The organism is Bradyrhizobium monzae (genome assembly GCF_021458635.1).
GTDB lineage: Bacteria > Pseudomonadota > Alphaproteobacteria > Rhizobiales > Xanthobacteraceae > Bradyrhizobium.
Genome location: NZ_JAIRDQ010000002.1, coordinates 256,316 through 279,135 on the forward strand (window position 1 = coordinate 256,316; position 22,820 = coordinate 279,135).

Below are 22,820 nucleotides of genomic sequence, written 5' to 3' on the forward strand. Positions count from 1 at the left end.
CAGCGCTAGCGCTTGACCTTGGCGAGAATGCGATCCGCTTCCGTGCGCCAATCGGCGCTCCGCGCGAACTCTTTCGTACCCTTCGTGCCGAACAGGCCTTCATCGGCGAGATCGGCGACCCAGGCCTGACGCTCGGCCGTGCCCTGCGCCGACCACGGCGTCAGCCCCGCCTCGCGCACGGTCTCGGCGACCTCGCGCACCTCCTCGGCGCGGCGGCGGCCGTGCTCGATCACGCGCTGGAAGCAATAAGCGCCCTGCTTCTCCCAATTGATCGCCGGAAACGTCTCCGTGAGCGACGCCAGCACCGCATCCTCGACGCCATAGGCGCGCGCGGTCGTAAAACTCTCGATGACCATGGCCTCGAGACCCTTGATCATGATGCTCCGGCACATCTTCACGGCCGAGGACACACCGAGCTTGTCGCTCGCAACTTTCGCTGCAAAGCCGATCGCGTTCAGCAGCGGCTCGAGCTCCTTCGCGCCGGGACCGCCGAGCAGCAGCGGCACCTTGATCCGATAAGGCGGCACCGAGGTCATCACGGCGCCCTCGACATAGCGCCCGGCCGCGCCATCGACCAGCGCCGCCGCGCGCCGCTTGGCGCCGGGCGAGGCCGAGTTGAAGTCGAGAAACCAGGTGCCCTGGTTGATGGCCGACGCGCAGGCCTTTGCGACCGGGACGGCCTGGCTCGCGGTAACGGCTGAGATGATGAAATCGGATTTTGCGGTCAGCTCCGCGTGAGACGCCGCGAGCGTCACGCCGAACTTCGCCGCATGCTTCTTCAGCGGCGCGCCCTGCTCGCCGCCGAGCTTGATGTCATAAGCGGCGACCTTGCTGTCCTGCTCGCGCAAATCCTCGGCCAGGATCCGGCCGACCTCGCCATAGCCAACCAGCCCGATCTGCCACCGCTTCGGATCTGCCATCAGTTCAGCCCTCGCGTCGTCACGTCGAACAGCTCCTCGACCGCATAGCGGCGCGGGATCAGCGCCTGCTGGAATGCATAGTCGACGATCAGCTCCAGCGGTTTTCGGTTCGCCTCGACCCCGAACGGCACGAAGTCGGGCGTCGCCGCAGGTCCAGCCTGTTCCTTGTTCCGCTTGAGCAGATCATAGACGCCCGCGACCACATCGGGGCGCGATTCTGCAAGCTGCTCGGTCACGACCACGAGATGATTGACCGGCACCACGCCGCGGCGGGCATACCATTTGGCGGCCTCAGCCGCCGGATCGGGGAAGAGCGACTTCAGCTTGGGATTATCGGAGATCTCGCCGAGAACGGCGTCGACCTCGCCGTCGAGCAGCATCTGCAGGACCTTCTTGTCCTTCGGCGCGCGCTCGGTGGTGTCGACATACTCGGCGACATGCGGATCCTCGAACGTCACCCAGCGGATCTTGTCGAGATTGACGTCGTAGTCGTTGGCGAGAATGCCCCTGATCCAGGCGCCCGTTGTCGTCGTGAACGAGCGGATGCCGACGCGCTTGCCTTCGAGATCGGACGGCCCGAGCGTTCCCTGCGCCGGATTATACAACGCATGGGTATGCTGGAAGCGGCCCATCATGGTCGCCGGCAGCAGCACCAGCTGCTTGCCGTGCGCCTTTGCCATCAGATAGGTGACGATCGCCATCTCGCAGACGTCGAACGCCTGCTCGCGCACCATCGGCTTGAACGCCGCGTTGGTCGGCGTGTACTCGATGAAGTCGAGGTCGAAGAGGTCGGAGCGAAGCTCGCCGCTCTTCACCGCCTTGACATGGGGGTGACTGCCGAGCACCGCCTTCAGCTTGAGACGATCCATTTGCGCGCTCCGCTTCTCTCTCGCCGATCAGACGTCTTCGGGATTGTCGACGTAGACCAGCCCCGCCTTCGCCAGCGCCTCGCGCATGCTGTACATGTCGAGGCCCAGTTCGCCCGAGCCGAGGCGCTGGCGCTTGCCACCTTCGTCGGCGTTGCGCTTCTTCGCCTTCTCGGCGACCCCGGCGGCATAGCGTTTCGGCACCACGACGACGCCGTCGTCATCTGCGACGATGATGTCGCCGGGATCGACGTTGACGCCGGCGCAGACCACGGGGACGTTGACCGAGCCGAGCGTGGCCTTGACCGTGCCCTTGGCCGAGACCGCGCGCGACCACACCGGAAAATTCATCTCGTGCAGCGCTTTGACGTCGCGGCAGCCGGCATCGATAATCAGCCCCTGCACGCCACGCGCTTGCAGCGAGGTCGCCAGCAGCTCGCCGAACATGCCATCGGTATTGTCGGTGGTGCAGCCGACGACGAGGATGTCGCCCTTCCTGCACTGTTCGACCGCGACATGGATCATCCAGTTGTCGCCTGGCTGCGCCAGTACGGTGACGGCGGGACCTGCGATCGATGCGCCGGCCCAGACGGGCCGCAAGTACGGCTTCATCAGGCCGAGGCGACCATAGGCCTCGTGCACGGTCGAGACGCCGTATTCCGCCATCCCCGCGGGATCGGCACGCTTGATGTTGCGAACGACGACGGGCTTCATGCCAGCACCTCCGCAACGGTCGGGAACAGGCGCTGATAGGCCTCGCCGTAGGTCATCGGAATGCCGGTATTGCGACTGCCCTGGATGCCGCGGTTGAGCGCGACGCGTTCGTAATAGCCCCAAAGATGCTTTTGCGCGGCGAGGATCTGGAACGCCTCGTACTTCTCCTTCCAGACTTCGTCGATCTTGAGCAGCACGTCCGGCTTGTAATTGCACTGTTCGGGCTGGTGCGGCTCGAACAGGAACACCGGCGGCGCCGAATATTGGTACTGTGCGCCGGGCTTGTGGCCCATGGCCTGCGCGACCACGCGGGTCTCCTGCGCGAAATGCGCCGCGTTCGGATGGTCGAAATTGTAGGGGTCTTCCAGCGCGTGGGTTAGCACGAAGCTCGGATTGAGCTCGCGGTAGATATCGACCATGCGGTCGAAATGCGCCTCGGTCAGCTTCAGAGGATAATCGCCGCAATCGAAGAACTCGATCTCGGCACCCAGCAGCTTTGCCGCCCGCTCTGCCTCATCCTTGCGGCCGGCCTTGACCGATTCCAGTGTCGCGCCCTTTTCCTTCCAGGCGAACTGGCTCTCGCCGCGCTCGCCAAAGGACATGCACACGATCTTCATGCGATAGCCCTTCTTCGCATGCAGCGCGATGGCGCCACCGGCACGCCAGACGAAATCGCCGGGATGGGCGGTGACCACGAGACCTGTTTTCATGGGAGAACTCCCCTCTTTCGTTCGTCAGCATCATAGGCTGCCAGCGTCATGCCGGCAGCAAAATCATCAAGCCGCGGCGGCCACGGGTTCCTCGCCGTCGAGGACGCGCTTCAAGCGCTCCTGATCGAGCGCGCCTTCCCATTTGGCAATCGCGATGGTCGCGACCGCGTTCCCGATCAGATTGGTCGGCGTCAGCCCCTGCGACATCAGGCGATGGATGCCGAGCACCAGCGCGACGCTCGTCACCGGAATGGAGCCGGTGGCGGACAGCGTCGCCGCCAGCACGACAAAGGCCGCGCCCGCGATGCCGGCCGCGCCCTTTGAGGTCACGAGCAGGATCAGCAGCAGCTCGATCTGCTCGGTGAGCCCGAACGGTGTGTTGGTGGCTTGCGCCAGGAACACTGAAGCGGCGGCGAGGTAGAGACAGGTGCCGTCGAGATTGAAGGAATAGCCGGTCGGGATCACGAGGCCGACCACGCTCTTCTCGCAACCCGCCTTCTCCAGCTTGGTCAGCATCCGCGGCAGCACCGTCTCGGACGATGTGGTGGCGATGCAGATCAGCAGCTCTTCCCAGATGTAACGGATCAGCTTCAGCAGCGAGAAGCCGCAGAGCCTCGCCACCGGGCCGAGCGCCACGATAATGAAGATGACGCAGGTGAGATAGAACCCACCCAGCAACTTGCCGAGCGAGGCCAGCGAGCCGACGCCGAACTTGCCGACCGTGAACGCGATGGCACCAAACGCCCCGATTGGCGCTGCCCACATCACGAAGCCGACCACGGCGAACACCATCTTCGCGGCGATGTCGATCAGATTGACCAGCGGCGCGGCGCGCTCACCGAGCTGCACCAGCGCAAAGCCGCACAGCACCGAAATGAACAGGACCTGGAGGATATTGCCCTCGGCAAACGCGCCGATGAACGTCGCGGGCACGATGTTCATCAGGAACGGCACGAAGCCGATCACGGCGGTCTGCTTGACGTAAGGCTCGACCGCGCTGGCATTGATGCTGCCCGGATCGATGTTCATGCCGGCGCCGGGCTTGAGCACATTGACCGCAATGAGACCGATGATCAGCGCGATCGTGGTCATGACCTCGAAATAGACGATCGCCTTCACCGCGACGCGTCCGACCCGCGCCATGTCGGCCATATGGGCGATGCCGTGGACGACGGTGCAGAAGATGATCGGCGCGATCAGCATCCGGATCGCCTTGATGAAGGCATCCCCGAGCGGCTGCATCTTTGCGCCCGCCTCGGGACTGACGATCCCAAGCGCGATGCCGGCCGCCATGGCAATGAGCACCTGGATCCAGAGCTCCTTCCACCAGACCCGCCCGCGCGGCTTGTCGATCGCCATCGCGGTCATTCGTCGAATCCAAACAGGCGCGCGGGATTGTCGACCAGAATCTTCTGCTGAAACGCCGGCTCCGGCGCGAACAGCGGGATCAGATCGACGAGGTCGCCGTCATTCGGCATCACCTTGACGTTCGGATGCGGCCAATCGGTGCCCCAGATGATGCGATCGGGCGCGGTCTCGACGATCTTTCGCGCGAACGGCACCGCGTCCGTGAAGGGCGGACCGGCCGAGGAGACTCGTTCCGAACCGCAGATCTTGACCCAGCACTTTTCGTCGCGCTGCATCAGCTCGATCAGGATCCGGAACGGCAACTGGTCGAGCCCTTCCGACGCCTTCACCCGGCCCATATGGTCGATGGTGTAGCTCAGCGGCAGCCTTGTCAGCATGTCGGCATATTCAGGCAGGTCGATCGCATCGAAATGCAGATCGATGTGCCAGCCGAGTGGCGCGACCATGGCGACGATGCGGTTGAACACGCGCTTGTCGGGGACGCCGCCGAGATGGCGGACGAAATTGAACCGGCAGCCGCGGAAGCCGCCTTCGTGCAGCACACGAAGCTCACGATCGGTAATGCTGTCGTCGATATTGGCAACCGCGCGATAGGCGCCATTGCTCTGCGCGATGGCGTCGAGCGCAACCGTGTTGTCGGTACCGTGCACGCTGGCATTGACGATGACCGCGCGCTCGACGCCGAGTTTGGCGTGCAAGACCTTGAAGTCCTCAAGCGGCGCATCCGGCGGCGTGTAGGATCGGTCAGGCGCGTAAGGGTATTTCGCGCCGGGCCCGAAGATGTGGCAATGCGCATCGCAGGACAGCTTCGGCAGCCTGAATTTCGGCGTGCGCGTGTTCGGATCCGGCGGCGGAATGGTCGGCGTGTACATCATATTCATCAGCTGAACTTGAAAAGGCGCGCGGGATTGTCGACGAGCAGCTTTTGCCGGACCTTGTCATCGGGCGCATAGAGGGGAATGAGATCAACGAGATCGCCGTCATTCGGCATGATCTTGACGTTGGGGTGTGGCCAGTCGGTCCCCCAGATGACACGCTCGGGTGCATTGTCGATCAGCGCCTTGGCGAACGGCACCGCGTCATGGAACGGCTTGCCGGCGGCCGACGCGCGTTCGAGGCCGGTGATCTTGACCCAGCACTTATCGTCCTTCTTCTGAAGATCGAGCAGCGCTGTGAAGCCGGCATCGTCGAGGCCCTTGGCAGCCTGAACCGTCCCCATGTGGTCGATCACATAAGGCGTCGGCAGTGCGGTGAGGATCGGCGCGAATTCGGCGATCGTGCCGGGCTCGAAATACACGTCGATGTGCCAGCCGAGCGCGGCGACGCGATGCACGATCCGCTGGAACTTGGTCATGTCGCCGACGCCGCCGAGACGCTTGAGGAAGGCGAAACGGCAGCCGCAGATGCCGCCCTTGTCGAGCGCCGCCAGCTCCTGTTCGGTCATCTCGTCGCTGATATTGGCGATGCCCTTGTAGGCACCTTCGCTCTGCGCGATCGCATCGGTGACGATGCGGTTGTCGGTGCCGTGCACGGTCGCATTGACGATCACACAGCGCTCGACGCCGATCTTCTCATGAACGCTGCGGAACATCTCCAGCGGCGCATCAGCGGTGTTGTAGGGCCGCTTTTCCGAGAAAGGATAGCGCGACGCGGGCCCGAAGACGTGGGTGTGGCTGTCGCAGGATTTTGCTGGCAGCTTGAACGACGGCGTCTTGGGATTCGGGTCCGGCGGCGTGATCGTCGGCATCGTCTTTGGTTCGGCCCCTTGCGCGCGCGTTTCGCTCGCGAGCGCGGCGCCGGCCAATCCGGTCAAGAGATGCAAGCACTCCCGCCTGTTCATGTCCTTCAACACCCCATCACATGTCCGCTTGCGAGCGGAAGCGCCACTACGCGCCCCCCTCGGGCGGTTTCTTTCAAGTCTTGCTGCTTGCAACAGTCCGACGCCGCGCCGGCGCGGCCTGATCCAGGGCCGGCGCCTGGAACGCCGCAACAGTGGCCTGCACCAATTGCTCAATGGCATTGGCGGGATCGCCGCCGTCGGTCTCGCCGCGCGACAGGCGCGAGACGCGGTCCGGCGTCACCAGCGAGTAATAGAGTGCGCCGAGCAGGAAGTGGCTGCGCCAGACGATGTCGGTGCGCGGAATGTGCGGCAGGCTGTCGTGGATCGCGTCGATGAAGGCGTGGCTGGTGTCGTCAAACGTCTGCGCAATGATTTTTCGCGCGACCTCGTTGCCCTCGGCCGACATCACGGCGCGAAGCCGCGTGAAGCGTGCCCCGCCGCCCGCGAGATCGCTGCCCGAGGTGAAGGCCGGCACCACATAGGCCCGCACCACCGCTTCGAGCCGGTCCTGCAGATCGCGCACGCGCTTGGCGGCGGCGAGCAACTCCGAGCGGCGCAAGTTCATCGGCCCGCAATGGCGCCGGTAGATCTCCAGCAGCAGGCCGTCCTTGGTCTTGAAATGATAGGTCACGCTGCCGGGATTGGCCCCTGCGGCCTGCGCGATGTCGCGCACCGAGACGGCATTGAAGCCGTTGGTGGCGAACAGCTCCTCGGCCGCGGCGAGGATCGCCTCGCGCATGTTCGGCTTGCGGGCCGTTTCCTTGCTGGTGGGCTTGCGTACCATGTGATTTGTACTATCGTACAAAAGATCAGGTCTCGTCAACAAAAACCACGGGCAACGTCCGAAAGCGGCTCGGAAGACGACCGCGCGGCGCGAATGCCCCAAGGAGTGCTGAAGTATGCTGGGTTTGAACACGAAGATCGGCGCCTTGATGCTCGGCGCCGGCCTGCTGCTCGCGGGCAACATCGCGCAGGCCGCCGACAATTATCCGAGCAAGCCGGTCCACATCCTCGTGCCCTATGCGGCCGGCGGCGCGGTCGACGTGCTGGCGCGGACGCTCGGCCAGGCGCTCGCAAAAACCTGGGGCCAGCAGCCCGTGGTCGAGAACCGGCCAGGCGCCGGCGGCATTGTCGCCTCGCAGGCGCTGACGCAGGCGGCGCCCGATGGCTACACGCTGATCCTGGTGGCCAGCGGCCATCCGCTGAACCAGTTCATCTATCCGAGCGTGCCCTACGACACGTTCAAGGATTTTACCGCGATCAGTGAAGTCGCGTCCTCGCCGCTCGCGATCGTCGTGGCGAAGGACAGTCCCTACAAGACGCTCGGCGATCTCCTGGCCGCGGCAAAGAAGGAGCCTGACAAGCTCTCCTATGGCATGTCCGGCAACGGCACCTCGGCGCATCTCGCCGGCGAGCTTCTGAAACACATGTCCGGCACCAAGATCGTCGCGATCCCCTACAAGGGCGGCGCGCCGGCGCTCACCGCCGTGATCGCGGGCGAAATCCCGCTCAGCATCAATCCGCTCGCGGAAGCCATTGGCCAGCTCGAAGGCGGCCCGGTGCGCGCGCTCGCGGTGACCTCGGCCGAACGTTCCAAGGCGCTGCCCGATGTCCCGACCATCGCCGAGTCCGGCGTCCCCGGCTACGACGTCTCGGTCTGGTGGGGCGTGCTTGGACCTGCAAAAATGCCGCCGGAGATCGTCGCAAAACTCGAGACCGACCTGAAGGCGGCGTTGCAGGATGCGAACGTGCTCTCCACGCTCGGCAAGATCGGCGCGGCCCCGGTCGGCTCCTCGGCCAAGGACTTTGACGCCTACATGCACGCCGAGGCGACCAAATGGGAGCCGGTGCTGAAGGCTGCCGACATCCGCGCGCAGTGAGGCCCTTCACATGAGGACCACATTTGAGCATGTTGCGCATACGGCCCTGCTCGCCTTCGCCGTCGTCAGCCTGGTCGGCCCGCCCGCGCACGCCGACGGAGAAGCAAAGCTGCTGGCGCCGAGCGGCGCCTTGCGCGTCGGCATCTATCCGGGCAGCCCGACCTCGATGGTCACGGATGCAGCCGGCAAACCGCACGGCCTCGCCTACGATCTCGGCGGCGAGCTGGCCAAACGACTCGGCGTCGCAGTCGACTATGTCCGGTTTCAGCGTGTCGCCGACATCGTCACCGCGATCCACGACGGCCAGGTCGACTTCACCGTGACCAACGCCACCCCGGCCCGCGCCAATGAGGTCAGCTTCAGCCAGCCTGTGCTGGCGATCGAGCTCGGCTTTCTCGTTCCCGCGAACTCGCCGATCTCCGGGATCGAGGATATCGACAAACCCGGCGTGAAGATTGGCGTGACCAAAGGCTCGACCTCCGAGCGTACGCTGCCGGCAAAATTCAAGAACGCGACCATCGTGCCCGCCGAGAGCGTCAAGGTTGCCATCGCCATGTTCGGCCGTGGCGAGATCGATCTCTACGCCACCAACAAGCCGACACTGTTCGAAATGTCCGACCAGCTGCCGGGCGCGAAAATCCTCGACAGCAATTGGGGCGCCGAGCACATGGCCATCGCAATCCCCAGGGGACGCGAGGCCGCGCTTCCTCTGCTCAACAGCTTCGTCACAGAGGAGCAGTCGTCCGGTGCGCTGGACACGATCCAGCAGCAGGCGGGCCTGCGCGGCGCGACCAAGGCGACGCGGGAGTAGATTCTCCTGCGCCGCGCTTCGCGTAGCGCAATTCGACGGATAGCGATGTAATCGACGCCGGGTTGGGCTATCAATTCATCATGACCAGACGAACCGGCAGCGCCGATCTTCCTCTCCACACCGGACGGGTTCCGCCTTGGCTGGCGAACCGCATGGCCTCGCTGGGCGCAATCGTCACGCAGGCGATCGTGCATCATTACGGCCGCGATGCGTTCATGCAGCGTCTGTCGCATCCCTTCTGGTTCCAGTCGTTCGGCGCCGTGATGGGGATGGACTGGCACTCCTCAGGGATAACGACCTCCGTGATCGGCGCGCTGAAGCGTGGGCTTGGCCCGCTTCAGGACGAGCTCGGCATCTATGTCTGCGGCGGCCGCGGCCAGCATTCGCGCAGGACACCGGACGAGTTGCTGCAGCTCGGCGACCGCGTCGGCTTCGACGGCGCGGGTCTCACGCGCGCCAGCCGGCTGGTGGCGAAGGTCGACAGCGCCGCCGTCCAGGACGGCTTTGATCTCTATCTGCACGGCTTCTTCGTCACCGCCGATGCGAAGTGGACGGTCGTGCAGCAGGGCATGAACGGCGACAAGCGCCAGGCTCGCCGGTATCACTGGCACTCGGAAGCGCTGAAGAGTTTTGTCGACGCGCCCCACAGCGCGATCGACGGTCCGCAGCAAGGCGAGATCGTCAATCTCACCGACCATCGCGCCGACGTTTCGCGCAATGCGCAGCTCGAACTGCTGACCGACCTCGGCCCCGATCGCATCCTCACCGAATTCGAGCGGCTCAGCGGGACTCCGCCCGAGCCCGCGCAGGCGATGCTGCCGCATCTGATCATGCCCGCGCATCACGATGTCCGACCGAAGGACGTGTTCGCTCGCCGCCTGCACGGTACGCTCGCGGCCGCCGCCGAGCGCGGCCCGGTCGACTTCCCCGAGCTCTTGCTGACCCCGGGCGTCGGTGCGCGCACCGTGCGGTCGCTCGCGATGGTTGCCGAAGTCGTACACGGCGCACCTTATCGCTTCAACGACCCGGCGCGCTTCTCGCTCGCCCATGGCGGCAAGGATCGGCATCCCTACCCTGTCCCGATCAAGGTCTATGACGAGACCATCCGCGTGCTGAAGGGCGCGATCCAGAACGCAAAGCTCGGGCGCGAAGAAGAGATGCAGGCGATCAGGCGCCTCGACGACCAGGCGCGGCGACTGGAACGAACCGCAAGCGGGCCGTCGGTCGAGACCTACATCGCGGGCGAACGTGCAGCCTCTCCTGACCTCGACGGCCGCTCCGTGTTCGGCTGGGAACGCGATGTCGTCGCATCGCGCAAATCGACGGGCTGACGATCGGACGCGATCACCGGCAGTGTCGCAATCGCGCGGATACCCGGCCGCTTGCGCCAATGAATCTGCGACGGATCGACCGCGAGACCGAGCCGCGGCCAGCGGGTAAACAGCGCCTGGAGCGCGCACGCGCCTTCGATCCGCGCCAGTTGATGTCCGAGGCAGAAATGGATTCCCGTGCCGAAGGAGATGTGGCGGTTCGGCTTGCGTTCGAGATCGAGCCGCTCGGGCTCGTCATGCACCGCCGGGTCCATGTTCGCCGCCGCGAGCATGACCATGACGCGGTCGCCCTTCTTGAGGCGCACGCCATCGAGATCGACATCGCGCCGCAAGTAACGCGGCTTCGAGAACTGCACCGGAGAGACGAAGCGCAAAAACTCTTCCACCGCCAGCCCGGCACGGCTCCAGTCCTCTTCCAACCAGTCACGCAGTTCCGGATTCCTGAGCAGTTCGTAAACCGAGCCGCTTATGAGATGCGTGGTGGTCTCCGAGCCCGCCGCAAGCAGCAGGAACACCATCGAGACCATTTCGTCCGGCGTGATTTCACCGCGCTCGCGCTCGACCTGGACCAGCTCGGCAATCAGGCCCTCGCCGCCCCGCTCGCGCGCGATCTGCAATTGCTGTTCGAGATAAGAGCGCATCTTGCGGAACGCGAGCAACAGACGAAAGAAGCTGACGACGTTCGTCAGCGAGGACATCGCATTGGCCCAGGCGATGAAGCGCGGCCGATCGGCCAAGGGCAGGCCAAGAAGCTCGGAGATCACCGAGAGCGGCAGGATGCGCGCATAGCTCTGGACGAGATCGGCCGGGCTGCCCTTCGCAAACAGCTCGTCGGCCAGACCATCCGCAATGGCATGGACGCGCGGCTCCATCGCGACGATGGCGCGGCGGCGAAAGGCTTCGTCCACGATGCTGCGCAGCCTGGTGTGATCCGGCTCGTCCATCGTCAGCATGTTGTTGGCGATGGTCCTGACCAGCCTCGGCATCCACCAGCGCAGACCGGCAACTTCGCCGTCTTCCTTGCGCAGCGTGAAGATCGTGCTGTCCTTCAGAACCTGCGCGGTCGCATCGTGGGTTGTGGTGATCCAGACGTCGCCGACAAGCGGAAAGCGCGTCGCGACGACAGGGCCGGACGCCCGCAAGGCCTCGATGGCCTTAGGCGGATCGCGAAAGAAGGCCTCGCTGGTGAAATCGAGCCGCGGTGCCATCGGATCACCGAACTGGTTGGTGGCGCCTCAACCAGATGGTGTGCGGCGCCGTGGGCGCAAGGGCTGGAACCAGGCTTCACGCAACGGGGCTAACCACGCCCCGGCGAGCGCGGACCGGCCTTGCGCTGCTGCTGGTTGGTATAGGCATCCCAATGGCTCCAGCTGCCATTGCTCAGGCTTTGCACATCGGTGCCGAGCGGACGGCGCGTGCGCTTGTCGTGGTCGGCGATCGCACGCTCGGACTGCAAGATCTTGCGCTTGAGGTCCGCAATCGTCTTCTGGGTCTGGCCCTCGCGCTTCGAGGACGCGATCTCGCCCATCGTGAAGCGCGCGGTCTCGAGCGCCTTCAACTCGGCGCGGTTCTTCTTCAACTGAACCCGGTGCCAGGCGATGTTGCTGTCGCTGTCCGCAACCATGTGGGAACTCCGCTGATTCGTTCCCACAGTGTATCAAGCGCCGAATCGGCAGGGCAACGCCCGGCCGAAGGCGAAAATACGGTGTTATTGTGCGGGTATTCCCGGCTTAGCGCTCGGCAAACGCCTTTTCGACTACGAACTGGGCCGGTTCGCCGTGGTTGCCTTCGACAAAACCGCGCTCGCCCAGGAGCACGCGGGTATCAGCTACCAGCGCCGGGCTGCCGCAGATCATGACACGGTCATGGGCCGCCTCGATCGCCGGCAGACCGATATCCGCGAACAGCTTGCCCGAGGTGATGAGGTCGGTGATGCGGCCGCGGTTGCGGAAGGGATCGCGGGTCACGGTCGGGTAGTAGATCAGCTGGTTCTGGATGTACTCGCCGAGCATCTCGTCCTTCGGCAGGTGCTCGGTGATCATCTCGCCATAGGCGAGTTCCTTCACATGCCGGCAGCCGTGCAGCAGCACGACCTTCTCGAACCGCTCGTAGGTCTCGGGGTCCTTGATCACGCTCAGGAACGGCGCCAGCCCCGTGCCGGTGCCGATGAGGTAGAGGTTGCGGCCGTCTTCCAGATTGTCGATGACGAGTGTGCCGGTAGCCTTGCGGCTGACGATGATCTCGTCGCCTTGCTTCAGATGCTGGAGCCGCGAGGTCAGCGGGCCGTCCGGCACCTTGATCGAGAAGAATTCGAGGGTGTCCTCGTAATTGGCGCTCGCGACGCTGTAGGCCCGCAGCAGCGGCTTCTCGCCGACCTTGAGCCCGATCATGGTGAACTCGCCGTTGCGAAAACGGAAGGTCGGGCTGCGGGTGGTCTTGAAGGAGAACAGCGTGTCGGTCCAGTGGTGGACGCTCAAAACGCTTTCCTGATTGAAATTGCTCATCTCACCTATCCGTGTCGCGTCTATGCGGTCTCGAGGCGGGCAGCTATGCGTCGTTTGTACACGATCATTCGTATACTAATGAATAATCCTGCTTGATCCCGCGGTCAAGGCTGCCCAAGATCGAAAGCGTTGCAGTTAGGAATAAGGACCCCTTCCATGGCGCATGACGCACCCCAGGCCGCCGGACCCTCGAAGCTCGTGATCCGCAATATTGGCCTGATCCTGTCCGGCGCGATGGAAAAGCCGATCCTGGACGGAGACACCATCGTCGCCGAGAACGGCAAGATCACCGCGATCGGCCGCTTCAAGGACGTCAACACGGAAGATGCCACCACGATCGTCGAAGCCAACGGCACCACGGTGGCGCCGGGCCTGATCGACAGCCACGTCCACCCTGTGGCCGGCGACTGGACGCCGCGGCAGAACCAGATCGGCTGGATCGACAGCAACCTCCATGGCGGCGTCACCACGATGATTTCCGCCGGCGAGGTTCACATGCCCGGCCGCCCGCGCGATGTCGTCGGGCTGAAAGCGATGGCCATCTTCGCCCAGCGCGCCTTCTGGAATTTGCGTCCCGGCGGCGTGAAGGTTCACGCCGGTGCGCCCGTGATCGAATGCGAGATGGTCGAGGAGGATTTCAAGGAGCTGGCCGCGGCCGGCGTCAAGCTGCTCGGCGAAGTCGGTCTTGGCGGCGTCAAGGACGGCCCGACAGCCCGCAAGATGGTCGGCTGGGCCCGCAAATACGGCATCCAGAGCACCATCCACACCGGCGGCCCCTCGATCCCCGGCTCCGGCCTGATCGACAAGGACGTGGTGCTGGAGGCCGACACCGATGTGGTCGGCCATATCAACGGCGGCCACACCGCGCTCCCGGACGATCAGATCCGTTGCATCTGCGAGGGCTGCAAGCGCGGCCTCGAGCTCGTGCACAACGGCAATGAGCGCTCGGCCCTGTTCACGCTGCGCATCGCGCGCGAGATGGGCGACCTGCATCGCGTCATCCTCGGCACCGACGCTCCCGCCGGCTCCGGCGTGCAGCCGCTCGGCATTCTGCGCATGGTCTCGATGCTATCCTCGCTCGGCGATCTGCCGGCCGAGATCGCGTTCTGCCTGGCCACCGGCAACACCGCGCGGATGCGTCAGCTCGACTGCGGCCTGATCGAGCTCGGCCGCTCCGCCGATTTCGTCATCATGGACAAGGCGCAGCATTCGCCCGGCAAGACCATCCTGGAGAGCGTCCAGCTCGGCGACCTCCCCGGCATCGGCATGACCATCATCGACGGCATCGTGCGCACCCAGCGCAGCCGCAACACGCCGCCGGCCGGCCGGGTGCCGGAAGTAGTGGCGAAGTAGTCGCCGGCGCAAGAGCCAAACCCGTCATCCTGAGGTGCTCGTCTTGCGAAGCAAGGCGAGCCTCGAAGGATGCACGGCCGAGATGCAGCCGGGCCGTCGCCCTTCGAGGGCCGCTGAAGAGGCGGCCACCTCAGGGTGACGGTGATGGATTGTAGTTCACCGCAGCTTGTTCAACAACGCCATCAGCAGCTCGCGCTCTTTCGCGTCGAGCGGCGCCAGCGTCTCGCGGGTGATCGCAATCGCATTCGGCGCGAGCTTTTCCGCAAGCTGCTGACCGGCACGCGTCAGGCTCACCAAGAGGCGCCGTCCGTCCTCGGGATCCTGGCTGGTCTCGGTCAAGCCACGTGCCGTCAGGCGGTCGATCACGCCCTTGATGGTCGCGACATCCATTGCCGTGAGACGTCCGAGCTGGTTCTGCGAGCAGGGCCCGGTCTCGGCGAGCTTCGAGACCGCCGCCCACTGCGTCGGCGTCAGATTGGTGCCGATATCGCGCGAGAAGATCGAGCTGTGGCGCTGCCAGACCTGACGCAGGATGAAGCCGACCTGCTCGTCGAGCACGTAAGGCGGCTTGCCCTGCTTCACGCTCTTCTTCGCCGTGACACTTCTCGCCATCCGCTCGCTGCCCTTCTCTTTGCTCTCACAACGACAGATGCGCGTCGCGGATATCCGGACGCGCGTCGAGCTCGGCCATGGTCCCGCCGAAGCAGATGCGGCCACGCTCGATGATGTAGGCGCGATCGGAAATCAGCCGCGCAAAGTGCAAATTCTGCTCGGAGACGACGATACTGACGCCCTCCTTCTTCATGGTCAGGATGGCATCGACCATCTGCTCCACGATTTTGGGCGACAGGCCTTCCGAGGGCTCGTCCAGCAGCACCAGTGACGGGTTGCCCATCAGCGTGCGCGCGATCGTCAGCATCTGCTGCTCGCCGCCGCTCATGCGGCCGCCCGGACGCCCCTTCATCTCGCCGAGATTCGGAAACAGCGAGAACAACTTTTCGCGGGTCCAGTATGGCGCGTTCGGACGCTTCGGCTGGCGGCCGACTTCGAGATTCTCTTCCACCGTCAGATCGGTGAAGATGCGCCGCTCTTCCGGCACATAGCCGAGGCCCTCGCGTACGATCTCATGCGTCGGGCGTGCGGAGACGTCCTTGCCCTCGAACATGATGCGGCCGGTCCGTTGCGCGACGAGGCCGACGATCGAGCGAAATGTCGTCGACTTGCCGGCGCCGTTGCGCCCGAGCAGCGCCACCACCTCGCCCTCGCCGACCTCGAAGCCGATGTCGAACAGGATATGCGCCGGGCCGTAATGGCTGTTGAGGTCCTGCACCGTGAGCTTCATGCCGAGGTTCCCTCGCGATGCCCGGCCTCGTAAAGCAGGCCTTCACCGAGATAGATCGCCTGCACCTGCGGATTGCCGCGGACCTCGGCCGGCGAGCCCTCGGCGATCAGCGCTCCCCGATTCAACACGATGATGCGGTCGGCATGCTCGAACACGACGTCCATATCGTGCTCGGTGAAAAGCACGCCAATCGACTTCTCTCGTGCGATTTGCGCGGTGAGCCGCATCAGCTCAACGCGCTCGCGCGGCGCCATGCCGGCGGTCGGCTCGTCCATCAGCAGAAGCTTCGGATCATTGGCGAGCGCGACGGCAAGCTCGAGCCGCTTGAGGTCACCATAGGCAAGCTCGCCGCAGGGGCGATCGGCGTAGCCGCCCATGCCGACGAGCTCGAGCAGCCGGCCTGCCTCGCCGCGGTCGACATTCGGCGCCGAGCCCCAGAGATTGAACAATTGCTTGCCGTGCGAGATCAGCGCGACCTGGACGTTCTCGCGCACGGTCATGGTGGCGAAGGTCGCGGTGATCTGGAAGGTGCGTCCGACGCCGAGCCGCCATATCTCGCGCGGCTTCTTGCCGGTGGTCTCCTCGCCAAGCAGGCGAACATGGCCGGTATCAGGCTTGTTCTGGCCGTTAAGCATGTCAAAGCAGGTGCTCTTGCCGGCGCCATTCGGACCGATCAGCGCCAAAATCTCGCCGGCGCGCAGCGAGAACGAGACGCCGCGCACGGCGTGGATGCCACCGTAGGATTTGGTCAGGCCTTCGACCGCGAGAAGTGGGGGTGCGACGCTCATTCGGCAGACTCGATCGGCTTGGCCAGCAGGGAAGATCCCGGCGGCGAAGACTTCCTGTGGCGCTGCGCCAGCATCTCCAGCATGCCGACGATGCCCTTGGGGAAGACGACGACGATCAGCACGATGAAGCCGCCGAGCACGAGCTTTGACAGATCGGTCTGGCTCACCAGCCAGATGTTCAGCGCCTTGTAGACGATCGCGCCGATCACCCCGCCCGACACCGTCTCGACGCCACCGAGCAGCACCATGACCAGTGCATCGACCGAGAGCGAGATGCCGAGATTATCCGGGAAGACGCTGCCCTTGAGGTAAGCGAACAGCGCGCCGCCAATGCCGGCCGTCGTTCCCGCGATCACGAAGGCGGTCCACTGGATCCGCTTGGCGTTGATGCCCACCGCCTCGCTGCGCAGCAGCGAGTCTCGGGTGGCACGGAGCGCGTAGCCGAATGGCGAGAACACCATGACCCGCAGCGCGACCGTCACGAGCGCCGCAACACCGAGTGCCAGCCAGTAGAAATGCGACGGGCTCGCCGCCCAGCTCGCGGGCCAGACGCCCAGGACTCCGTTGTCGCCGCCGGTGACGCTCACCCACTGAAACGCGATCGACCACACGATCTGCGCGAAGGCGAGCGTCAGCATCGCGAAGTAGACGCCGGAGAGCTGCACGGCGAAGAAGCCGAACACGGCGGCCCCCATGCAGCCGAGCAGCGGTCCGAGCAAAAGGCAGACGATCATCGGCAGCCCCGCCATCTTGGCGAGGAAGGCAACGCCATAGGCGCCGAGGCCGAAATAAGCGGCATGACCGAACGACGCGAGCCCGCCGACCGACATCAGGAAGTGCAGGCTGACGGCGAAGATCACGAAGATCGCGATCTCCGAGCCGACGGTCAGCGCGTAATTGCCGGCGAACAGCGGCAGCATCGCCGCGATGACGAGGGCTGCGAGCGCCGCCAAGCGTTCGTTCGATGTCAGCGGCCGCCAGGGATTGACGGTGAGGCCCGGCGTCTTGCGCGCGGCCGCCTCCGGCTTGCCGAACAGGCCCCACGGACGGACGATCAGCACCACCGCCATCACCAGGAAGACCAGGATGATCGAGATCTTCGGGAAGATAAGGATGCCGAAGGCATTCAGCTCGGACACCAGCACGGCCGCGACGAACGCGCCGACGATGCTGCCAAGGCCGCCGATCACGACCACGACGAAGACCTCGACGATGATGCGTAAATCCATCGCGTGATGCACGGCATCGCGCGGGATCTGGAGCGCGCCGCCAAGCGCCGCGAGGAAGACGCCGACCGCGAATACGGAGGTGAACAGCCATTTCTGATTGACGCCGAGCGCTGCGACCATGTCGCGATCCTGCGTCGCCGCGCGCACCAGCACGCCCCAGCGCGTGCGCTGGAACAGCAGCCAGAGTATGCCGAGCACGACCGGGCCCAGCGCGATCAGGAACAGATCATAGCTCGGGATGTTCTGGCCGAAGAAATCGACCGCGCCCTTGAAGCCCGGCGCGCGGCGGCCGACGAGATCGTCGGGTCCCCAGATCAGCACCACAAGATCCTCGACCATCAGGGTCAAGCCAAAGGTACCGAGCAGCTGGAACAGTTCGGGCGCGTGATAGATGCGCCGGAGCAGCACCATCTCGACAAGCACGCCGATCAGCGCCACCGCAAGCGCGGCGACAACGACGCCGCCCCAGAAGCCGAACGCGCCGGAGAATCGCTCCGTCAGCGTGAAGGCGATGTAGGCGCCGATCATGTAGAAGGCGCCGTGCGCGAAATTCACGATCCGCGTCACGCCAAAGATGATCGACAGGCCCGAGGCCACCAGGAACAGCGACGCTGCGCTGGCGAGACCGGTCAGAAACTGTACGACGTAAAAGGCCATCGGCGGTCCGGGTTAGTTAAGTCTCAATCCTTGGCGTCATCCTTCGAGACGGCGCTGCGCGCCTCCTCAGGATGAGGTCTGGACCCTCATGGTGAGGAGCGCGGCGACGCCGCGCGTCTCGAACCATGAAGGCCCGGGTCTCTTACATCAGTCTTTCGGCCGCAGCTTCTCGACTTCGGCATCGCTCGGCAGATAGTCCGAGCCCTTCTTGTAGGCGAAGTCGACCATCACGCCCTTGCCGTCCTTCTGCGCGGTCTTGCCGACGAAGGCACCGAGGGTCGACTGGTGGTCGATCTTGCGGAACGTGATCTCGCCAAACGGAGACGGCATCGAGAGACCTTCAGCGGCTGCGATCATCTTGTCGGTATCGGTCGAGCCGGCCTTGGCCAGGATGGCGGCAGCCGCCTTGATGGTCTGGTAGCCGACGATCGAGCCGAGGCGCGGATAGTCGTTGTACTTGGCCTGATAGGCCTTCAGGAACGCGTCATGCTCGGGCGTCTTGAGCGAATACCAGGGATAGCCGGTGACGATCCAGCCTTCGGGCGTCTCGTCCTTGAGCGGATCGAGATATTCGGGCTCGCCGGTCAGGAACGACACGACCTCGCGTCCCTTGAACAGGCCGCGGGTATTGCCTTCGCGCACGAGCTTGACGAGGTCGGGGCCGAAGGTGACGTTGAGGATGGCTTCCGGATTGGCCTGCGCCACCGCCTGCACCACCGGGCCCGCATCGATCTTGCCCTGCGGCGGCCACTGCTCGTCGACCCACTGGATGTCGGGGCGCTTCTCCGACATCAGCTTCTTGAACACCGCGACCGCCGACTGGCCGTATTCATAATTCGGCGCAATTGTCGCCCAGCGCTTGGCCGGCAGCTTGCTGGCGGCTTCCACCAGCATTGCGGCCTGCATGTAGTTGGAGGGACGCAGGCGGAAGGTGTACTTGTTGCCCTTTGCCCAGGTCACCGCGTCCGTCAGCGGCTCGGCCGCGAGGAAGAACACCTTCTTCTGGTTGGCGAAGTCGCTGACGGCGAGGCCGATGTTGGACAGGAACGTGCCCGTCAGCATCGCGACGCCCTCGCTGGAGACGAGCTCGTTGGCTGCCGTCTGCGCATCCGCCGGCTTGCCGCCGTCGTCCTTGGAGATGACGACGAGCTTCTTGCCGTTGATACCGCCGGCCGCGTTGATCTCTTCGACCGCGAGCTGCCAGCCCTTGCGATAGGGCTCGGTGAAGGACGGCAGCAGCGAGTAGCTGTTGATCTCGCCGATCTTGATGTCCTCAGCCACGGCCGAATGGCCGATGCCGCCCGCCAGAAGCGCAAAGGCCGCGCCGACAAAATAGCTTCTTGCTCGCATCCCAACCTCCAGTTTTGAACTCTGTCTCTCGACCACGATCATGCCGGAGAAGCTGTGCCCGCCTCTCCGAACCGTCCCTTATTTCAAACCGTCTTCGCCCTTGATCTCCGCAACCGTCAGCCCGCCGACGCGCGGCAGCGGACGGCCGCTGTCGGTGACGGCGACCGCGACCATGATCTCGTTGGCGCGCGGCGCGTCGTTGATCTGCACTTCCATGCCGTCGAAATGACTGCGCACGAAGGCCGCATCCTTGTGGCCGAGCGGAATGTCGAGCGTCGTGCCGGGGCCGCTGCGCTTCTTCGACGACGGAATCAGCGCCGCGCCCTTGGTCAGGACTTTGCGCACCGGCGCGCCCATCTTGGGATGGAGAATCGCGGCGGCGTGCTCCAGCTCGCCATTCTCGCCGACGGCCGCGGCCTTGCCGTAGCTCTGCGCCTTCGCACCATCGATGCCGAGTGCGGCGACCGCGCGCTTCGACAGGAGTTCACCGAGTTCCTCGCCGATCGCGATCAGCGGCGACAGGTCCTCGACATATTTTCCGGCAAAAGGATTTTCGATCACGGCGATCGCGGCAGCGCGCCGGGTTGGCGGCGAGACCTGGCGGCCCATCTCCATCTGCGTCTCTTCGACGACGGTGACGATCTTGCGGATGATCGCGCTCATGTTTCGCTTCCCTGTTCAGGCATGAACCGCATTCTCCAGCACAAGCGGGCGCGGTCGTTGCTCTTCTATATCCCTGGTTCCGATGACAAGCATATCACCACAAAGCCGCAGCACGGCACCCTCGATCAGTCGGCGATCAAGTAATTGCCGTGCACATTCCGCGCCAGATTCCAGCGCATTGGCGATCTCATTCTGCGACAATTCACCGACCGCGCGGGTGACGAGACGCGCACCGAGATCGCTGTCGGGCTGCAGCTCGTTTGCGGGTTGCCGGATGATGGCGGGATGCCCGGGCAGATCGACGGCATTAGCGATGATCGTCGCCGCCGCGTCGGCCTGCGATGCCGTCGCAGCCAGCACGGTCACCGCATCCGCAATGCCGAGCGAAAAGCTGCGGCCATGGCGTCCGCTGGTCGCGATGCCGCGCACGGGATCATCAGCATTGACCCGCATGGCGTGCATCACGCCGTCGCGGTCCGGCCGATCCATCAGCCCCACCGAAAAATGCTCGCCCCGTCCGAGATGCAGCGCGATATCGCCGCCATTGTTGACGTAGACCCGATCGAGCGACGCAGCATTCAGCATCGCGCCGAGAATCTCCTCCGCCACGCTGCCGGCGACGGCGGCCATTGGCGTGATGAAACCAGCGGCGGCATAAGGCGCCACAGCGGCGTGCATCCGGCGCGCGACCGCGCCCTTCATCGAAGTCAGCTTCTCGGCGGCCGTCCGCAATTCCCCAAGTTCCGCACAGAGCTCGTCGAGCAGCCCGGTGAATCGGCGCGCTGCGGCCTCATAGGCCGCGCGCACCTCATGCTCGCGTCCCCTCGCCTCAATGATCAGGTCAATCGGTCCATCCTGCAAATGCAGCCGCCGGCCATCAGACAGCAATGCGATTTGCGGGAGCCGTGTCATTGCCGCGGTCCCGGGATCGAGTTCTGCCAGGGCAACTGACGGATATCATCGCCGCCCCTGACCTCGGACAGCGGCTTCACATAGTCCATATGTCCGCCGAGCGCGGCATAGTCAGTGAGTCTCATCGTGAATTCGATCGGCGCCACCAGCGCCGGCGTCGGCACATAGCCGAACGCACCGGCAGGCATCTGCGTCACGTCCACCATGTAGGTGATGCCGCCGCCCGGCCAGACATAGACGGCAGCGCCGCCGCTGGTGACGCGCGTCAGCGCATCCTTCACCGAACGCGTCAGCCGCACCGGATTGTCGGTAACGCCCGCACGCAACGAACCGCCTGCGCCGGCCATGAACAGCACCGTGCACAGTGCCGGCTCGCAATTTTCCTGGATGCGCTCGACCGAGAATTTCAGGTCGGCCGGCATTTCGGTCTCGACCGGCTTCAAGGCCTCGTCGAGCACGTAATAGGACGAATGCTCGCCGGTGGTGGAGACCATCAGCATCGAGAGGCCGGGCCTGGCCTCCTTGGTATCGAACGGCCCGAGGATGGCCAGCGGATCGGAGATGTCAGTGCCACCCCACCCCGTGCCGGGATCGGCGACCTGGAAATAGCGGCCTGGCGTCGAGCGCCGACCCTTCATCTTGATGCCGGTGTCGGCGATGTCGAGCAGTTTGCCGGCCTGGTGCTCGCTGAGCACGCCGGTGATGTGGTCGTCGACCACGACGACCTCGTCGACCTTGCCGTGCCATTGCTTGGCGAACATGCCGATCGTCGCCGAGCCGCAGCCGACGCGCATGCGCTCTTCTTTCACGCCATTGACGATCGGGGGCTGGCCGGCCTGCACCACCACACTCGCGCCGCCGTCGATGGTGAGCTCCACCGCCTTACAATTGGCGAGATCCATCAGCGTGTCGCAGGTGACGCGGCCCTCCTTCTTGGAGCCGCCGGTCAGATGATGCACGCCGCCGAGCGACAGCATCTGCGAGCCGTATTCGCTGGTGGTGACGTGGCCAACCGCCTCGCCCTGCGCGCGCACGGTCGCGGTTTCCGGGCCGAGATAGCGGTCGGTGTCGATCTTCACCTTGATGCCGCAGTAGGAGAAGATGCCTTCGGTGACCACGGTCACCATGTCGACGCCATCGACCTCGGAGGAGACGATGAACGGCGCCGGCTTGTAATCCGGATAAGTCGTACCCGCACCGATCGCGGTGACGAAGGTCGAGGGCTCGTGGACGATCTTGCCGTCCCAGTCTTCGGTTCGGCTGAACGGCACGAGCTTGCCACCCTGCGACACCGTGCGTTCGAGAATGATGTGCGGATCGACGCGGACGAGCTTGCCGTCGTGGTTCGCGTAACGATCGCAAGCGCCCGCCGCGCCCGGCTTGATGTAGCACATCACCGGACAGGCATCGCAGCGGATCTTGTCGATGGCAGCGCTCGTCGTTTCCATCACCATGTCAAAGCCAGCAGACATTGCGGTTATCATTCGTATACGAACGATGGTGCGCGCGGTCCCGATAGCTGTCAAGCGGCGCCGCGCGCGAAAAGGCGCGCCTGCCGAATAAAACCTCATTTGCCTCCCGG

General features: G+C 64.7%; 23 protein-coding genes. 4 read left to right on the plus strand and 19 right to left on the minus strand.

Annotation, left to right across the window (positions count from 1 at the left end; translation table 11 throughout):
* Positions 1-5 precede the first annotated feature (5 nt).
* The 8 genes from K3F49_RS10430 to K3F49_RS10465 form a co-directional block, all read right to left on the minus strand.
* Positions 6-920, minus strand: a complete 915-nt coding sequence (locus K3F49_RS10430; RefSeq protein WP_452100821.1) for a DUF1932 domain-containing protein — start codon at positions 918-920, stop codon at positions 6-8.
* On the minus strand, positions 920-1,789 hold the full coding sequence (locus tag K3F49_RS10435; RefSeq protein WP_234680840.1) for a substrate-binding domain-containing protein: 870 nt from the start codon (positions 1,787-1,789) through the stop codon (positions 920-922). The genes K3F49_RS10430 and K3F49_RS10435 overlap by 1 nt, the downstream gene beginning before the upstream one ends.
* Positions 1,790-1,816: 27 nt before the next feature.
* Entirely contained in the window at positions 1,817-2,500 is a 684-nt protein-coding gene (locus K3F49_RS10440) for a 4-carboxy-4-hydroxy-2-oxoadipate aldolase/oxaloacetate decarboxylase (RefSeq protein ID WP_234680841.1), read from the minus strand.
* On the minus strand, positions 2,497-3,210 hold the full coding sequence (locus K3F49_RS10445; RefSeq protein WP_148771400.1) for a PIG-L deacetylase family protein: 714 nt from the start codon (positions 3,208-3,210) through the stop codon (positions 2,497-2,499). The genes K3F49_RS10440 and K3F49_RS10445 overlap by 4 nt, the downstream gene beginning before the upstream one ends.
* A gap of 66 nt (positions 3,211-3,276) precedes the next feature.
* Positions 3,277-4,578, minus strand: a complete 1,302-nt coding sequence (dctA, locus tag K3F49_RS10450) for a C4-dicarboxylate transporter DctA (protein WP_234680842.1) — start codon at positions 4,576-4,578, stop codon at positions 3,277-3,279.
* A complete protein-coding gene (locus tag K3F49_RS10455; protein ID WP_234680843.1) occupies positions 4,575-5,459 on the minus strand; it encodes an amidohydrolase family protein in 885 nt (294 codons plus the stop codon). Before K3F49_RS10455 ends, dctA begins: the two co-directional genes overlap by 4 nt.
* A complete protein-coding gene (locus K3F49_RS10460) occupies positions 5,459-6,418 on the minus strand; it encodes an amidohydrolase family protein (protein ID WP_234680844.1) in 960 nt (319 codons plus the stop codon). The genes K3F49_RS10455 and K3F49_RS10460 overlap by 1 nt, the downstream gene beginning before the upstream one ends.
* 73 nt (positions 6,419-6,491) lie before the next feature.
* Positions 6,492-7,202: a TetR/AcrR family transcriptional regulator gene (locus tag K3F49_RS10465; protein ID WP_234680845.1), complete on the minus strand. Its 711-nt coding sequence runs from the start codon at positions 7,200-7,202 to the stop codon at positions 6,492-6,494.
* A 115-nt stretch (positions 7,203-7,317) separates the two neighbouring features.
* On the opposite strand from K3F49_RS10465, the gene K3F49_RS10470 reads away from it, so the two are divergent.
* The 3 genes from K3F49_RS10470 to K3F49_RS10480 all read left to right on the plus strand — a co-directional run bounded on the left by K3F49_RS10470 (position 7,318) and on the right by K3F49_RS10480 (position 10,440).
* A complete protein-coding gene (locus K3F49_RS10470) occupies positions 7,318-8,298 on the plus strand; it encodes a tripartite tricarboxylate transporter substrate binding protein (protein WP_234680846.1) in 981 nt (326 codons plus the stop codon).
* Positions 8,299-8,308: 10 nt separating this feature from the next.
* Positions 8,309-9,109, plus strand: coding sequence for an ABC transporter substrate-binding protein (locus tag K3F49_RS10475; protein ID WP_234680847.1), 801 nt, complete (start codon positions 8,309-8,311; stop codon positions 9,107-9,109).
* A gap of 80 nt (positions 9,110-9,189) precedes the next feature.
* Positions 9,190-10,440 carry a DUF763 domain-containing protein gene (locus K3F49_RS10480; protein ID WP_234680848.1) on the plus strand — a complete coding sequence of 417 codons (1,251 nt, stop codon included), beginning with the start codon at positions 9,190-9,192 and terminating at the stop codon, positions 10,438-10,440.
* On the opposite strand, the gene K3F49_RS10485 is transcribed toward K3F49_RS10480, so the two are convergent.
* The 3 genes from K3F49_RS10485 to K3F49_RS10495 all read right to left on the minus strand — a co-directional run bounded on the left by K3F49_RS10485 (position 10,341) and on the right by K3F49_RS10495 (position 12,944).
* Entirely contained in the window at positions 10,341-11,648 is a 1,308-nt protein-coding gene (locus tag K3F49_RS10485) for a cytochrome P450 (RefSeq protein WP_234680849.1), read from the minus strand. The genes K3F49_RS10480 and K3F49_RS10485 overlap by 100 nt on opposite strands.
* 89 nt (positions 11,649-11,737) lie before the next feature.
* A complete protein-coding gene (locus K3F49_RS10490) occupies positions 11,738-12,064 on the minus strand; it encodes a hypothetical protein (RefSeq protein WP_234680850.1) in 327 nt (108 codons plus the stop codon).
* A gap of 106 nt (positions 12,065-12,170) precedes the next feature.
* On the minus strand, positions 12,171-12,944 hold the full coding sequence (locus tag K3F49_RS10495) for a ferredoxin--NADP reductase (RefSeq protein WP_234680851.1): 774 nt from the start codon (positions 12,942-12,944) through the stop codon (positions 12,171-12,173).
* A gap of 156 nt (positions 12,945-13,100) precedes the next feature.
* On the opposite strand from K3F49_RS10495, the gene K3F49_RS10500 reads away from it, so the two are divergent.
* Positions 13,101-14,297, plus strand: coding sequence for an amidohydrolase family protein (locus K3F49_RS10500; RefSeq protein ID WP_234680852.1), 1,197 nt, complete (start codon positions 13,101-13,103; stop codon positions 14,295-14,297).
* A gap of 156 nt (positions 14,298-14,453) precedes the next feature.
* Here the strand turns inward: K3F49_RS10500 and K3F49_RS10505 are convergent, their stop codons facing one another.
* The 8 genes from K3F49_RS10505 to K3F49_RS10540 form a co-directional block, all read right to left on the minus strand.
* Positions 14,454-14,909, minus strand: a complete 456-nt coding sequence (locus K3F49_RS10505) for a MarR family winged helix-turn-helix transcriptional regulator (RefSeq protein ID WP_234680853.1) — start codon at positions 14,907-14,909, stop codon at positions 14,454-14,456.
* A gap of 25 nt (positions 14,910-14,934) precedes the next feature.
* Positions 14,935-15,639: an ABC transporter ATP-binding protein gene (locus K3F49_RS10510; protein ID WP_234680854.1), complete on the minus strand. Its 705-nt coding sequence runs from the start codon at positions 15,637-15,639 to the stop codon at positions 14,935-14,937.
* Positions 15,636-16,427, minus strand: a complete 792-nt coding sequence (locus K3F49_RS10515) for an ABC transporter ATP-binding protein (RefSeq protein WP_234680855.1) — start codon at positions 16,425-16,427, stop codon at positions 15,636-15,638. Before K3F49_RS10515 ends, K3F49_RS10510 begins: the two co-directional genes overlap by 4 nt.
* The gene (locus K3F49_RS10520; protein WP_234680856.1) at positions 16,424-18,313 is read right to left on the minus strand and encodes an ABC transporter permease; all 1,890 of its coding nucleotides are present in this window, start codon (positions 18,311-18,313) and stop codon (positions 16,424-16,426) included. Before K3F49_RS10520 ends, K3F49_RS10515 begins: the two co-directional genes overlap by 4 nt.
* 147 nt (positions 18,314-18,460) lie before the next feature.
* On the minus strand, positions 18,461-19,663 hold the full coding sequence (locus K3F49_RS10525; RefSeq protein WP_234680857.1) for an ABC transporter substrate-binding protein: 1,203 nt from the start codon (positions 19,661-19,663) through the stop codon (positions 18,461-18,463).
* Positions 19,664-19,741: 78 nt separating this feature from the next.
* A complete protein-coding gene (locus K3F49_RS10530; RefSeq protein WP_008137397.1) occupies positions 19,742-20,326 on the minus strand; it encodes an amino acid synthesis family protein in 585 nt (194 codons plus the stop codon).
* Positions 20,327-20,341: 15 nt separating this feature from the next.
* Positions 20,342-21,238, minus strand: a complete 897-nt coding sequence (locus tag K3F49_RS10535; RefSeq protein WP_234680858.1) for a UPF0280 family protein — start codon at positions 21,236-21,238, stop codon at positions 20,342-20,344.
* Positions 21,235-22,692, minus strand: coding sequence for a 6-hydroxynicotinate reductase (locus K3F49_RS10540; protein ID WP_234681416.1), 1,458 nt, complete (start codon positions 22,690-22,692; stop codon positions 21,235-21,237). Before K3F49_RS10540 ends, K3F49_RS10535 begins: the two co-directional genes overlap by 4 nt.
* Positions 22,693-22,820 lie beyond the last annotated feature (128 nt).

What these genes read in the sequence shown, in the direction of transcription:
- K3F49_RS10435 (WP_234680840.1), bottom strand. Translation starts at nt 1,789, where the DNA reads ATGGATCGTCTCAAGCTGAAGGCGGTGCTCGGCAGTCACCCCCATGTC.
- K3F49_RS10445 (WP_148771400.1), bottom strand. Translation starts at nt 3,210, where the DNA reads ATGAAAACAGGTCTCGTGGTCACCGCCCATCCCGGCGATTTCGTCTGG.
- K3F49_RS10530 (WP_008137397.1), bottom strand. Translation starts at nt 20,326, where the DNA reads ATGAGCGCGATCATCCGCAAGATCGTCACCGTCGTCGAAGAGACGCAG.
- K3F49_RS10430 (WP_452100821.1), bottom strand. Translation starts at nt 920, where the DNA reads ATGGCAGATCCGAAGCGGTGGCAGATCGGGCTGGTTGGCTATGGCGAG.
- K3F49_RS10460 (WP_234680844.1), bottom strand. Translation starts at nt 6,418, where the DNA reads ATGAACAGGCGGGAGTGCTTGCATCTCTTGACCGGATTGGCCGGCGCC.
- K3F49_RS10535 (WP_234680858.1), bottom strand. Translation starts at nt 21,238, where the DNA reads ATGACACGGCTCCCGCAAATCGCATTGCTGTCTGATGGCCGGCGGCTG.
- K3F49_RS10440 (WP_234680841.1), bottom strand. Translation starts at nt 2,500, where the DNA reads ATGAAGCCCGTCGTCGTTCGCAACATCAAGCGTGCCGATCCCGCGGGG.
- K3F49_RS10500 (WP_234680852.1), top strand. Translation starts at nt 13,101, where the DNA reads ATGGCGCATGACGCACCCCAGGCCGCCGGACCCTCGAAGCTCGTGATC.
- K3F49_RS10490 (WP_234680850.1), bottom strand. Translation starts at nt 12,064, where the DNA reads ATGGTTGCGGACAGCGACAGCAACATCGCCTGGCACCGGGTTCAGTTG.
- K3F49_RS10505 (WP_234680853.1), bottom strand. Translation starts at nt 14,909, where the DNA reads ATGGCGAGAAGTGTCACGGCGAAGAAGAGCGTGAAGCAGGGCAAGCCG.
- K3F49_RS10520 (WP_234680856.1), bottom strand. Translation starts at nt 18,313, where the DNA reads ATGGCCTTTTACGTCGTACAGTTTCTGACCGGTCTCGCCAGCGCAGCG.
- K3F49_RS10525 (WP_234680857.1), bottom strand. Translation starts at nt 19,663, where the DNA reads ATGCGAGCAAGAAGCTATTTTGTCGGCGCGGCCTTTGCGCTTCTGGCG.
- K3F49_RS10540 (WP_234681416.1), bottom strand. Translation starts at nt 22,692, where the DNA reads ATGGTGATGGAAACGACGAGCGCTGCCATCGACAAGATCCGCTGCGAT.
- K3F49_RS10475 (WP_234680847.1), top strand. Translation starts at nt 8,309, where the DNA reads ATGAGGACCACATTTGAGCATGTTGCGCATACGGCCCTGCTCGCCTTC.
- K3F49_RS10495 (WP_234680851.1), bottom strand. Translation starts at nt 12,944, where the DNA reads ATGAGCAATTTCAATCAGGAAAGCGTTTTGAGCGTCCACCACTGGACC.
- K3F49_RS10455 (WP_234680843.1), bottom strand. Translation starts at nt 5,459, where the DNA reads ATGAATATGATGTACACGCCGACCATTCCGCCGCCGGATCCGAACACG.
- K3F49_RS10515 (WP_234680855.1), bottom strand. Translation starts at nt 16,427, where the DNA reads ATGAGCGTCGCACCCCCACTTCTCGCGGTCGAAGGCCTGACCAAATCC.
- K3F49_RS10470 (WP_234680846.1), top strand. Translation starts at nt 7,318, where the DNA reads ATGCTGGGTTTGAACACGAAGATCGGCGCCTTGATGCTCGGCGCCGGC.
- dctA (WP_234680842.1), bottom strand. Translation starts at nt 4,578, where the DNA reads ATGACCGCGATGGCGATCGACAAGCCGCGCGGGCGGGTCTGGTGGAAG.
- K3F49_RS10510 (WP_234680854.1), bottom strand. Translation starts at nt 15,639, where the DNA reads ATGAAGCTCACGGTGCAGGACCTCAACAGCCATTACGGCCCGGCGCAT.
- K3F49_RS10465 (WP_234680845.1), bottom strand. Translation starts at nt 7,202, where the DNA reads ATGGTACGCAAGCCCACCAGCAAGGAAACGGCCCGCAAGCCGAACATG.
- K3F49_RS10480 (WP_234680848.1), top strand. Translation starts at nt 9,190, where the DNA reads ATGACCAGACGAACCGGCAGCGCCGATCTTCCTCTCCACACCGGACGG.
- K3F49_RS10485 (WP_234680849.1), bottom strand. Translation starts at nt 11,648, where the DNA reads ATGGCACCGCGGCTCGATTTCACCAGCGAGGCCTTCTTTCGCGATCCG.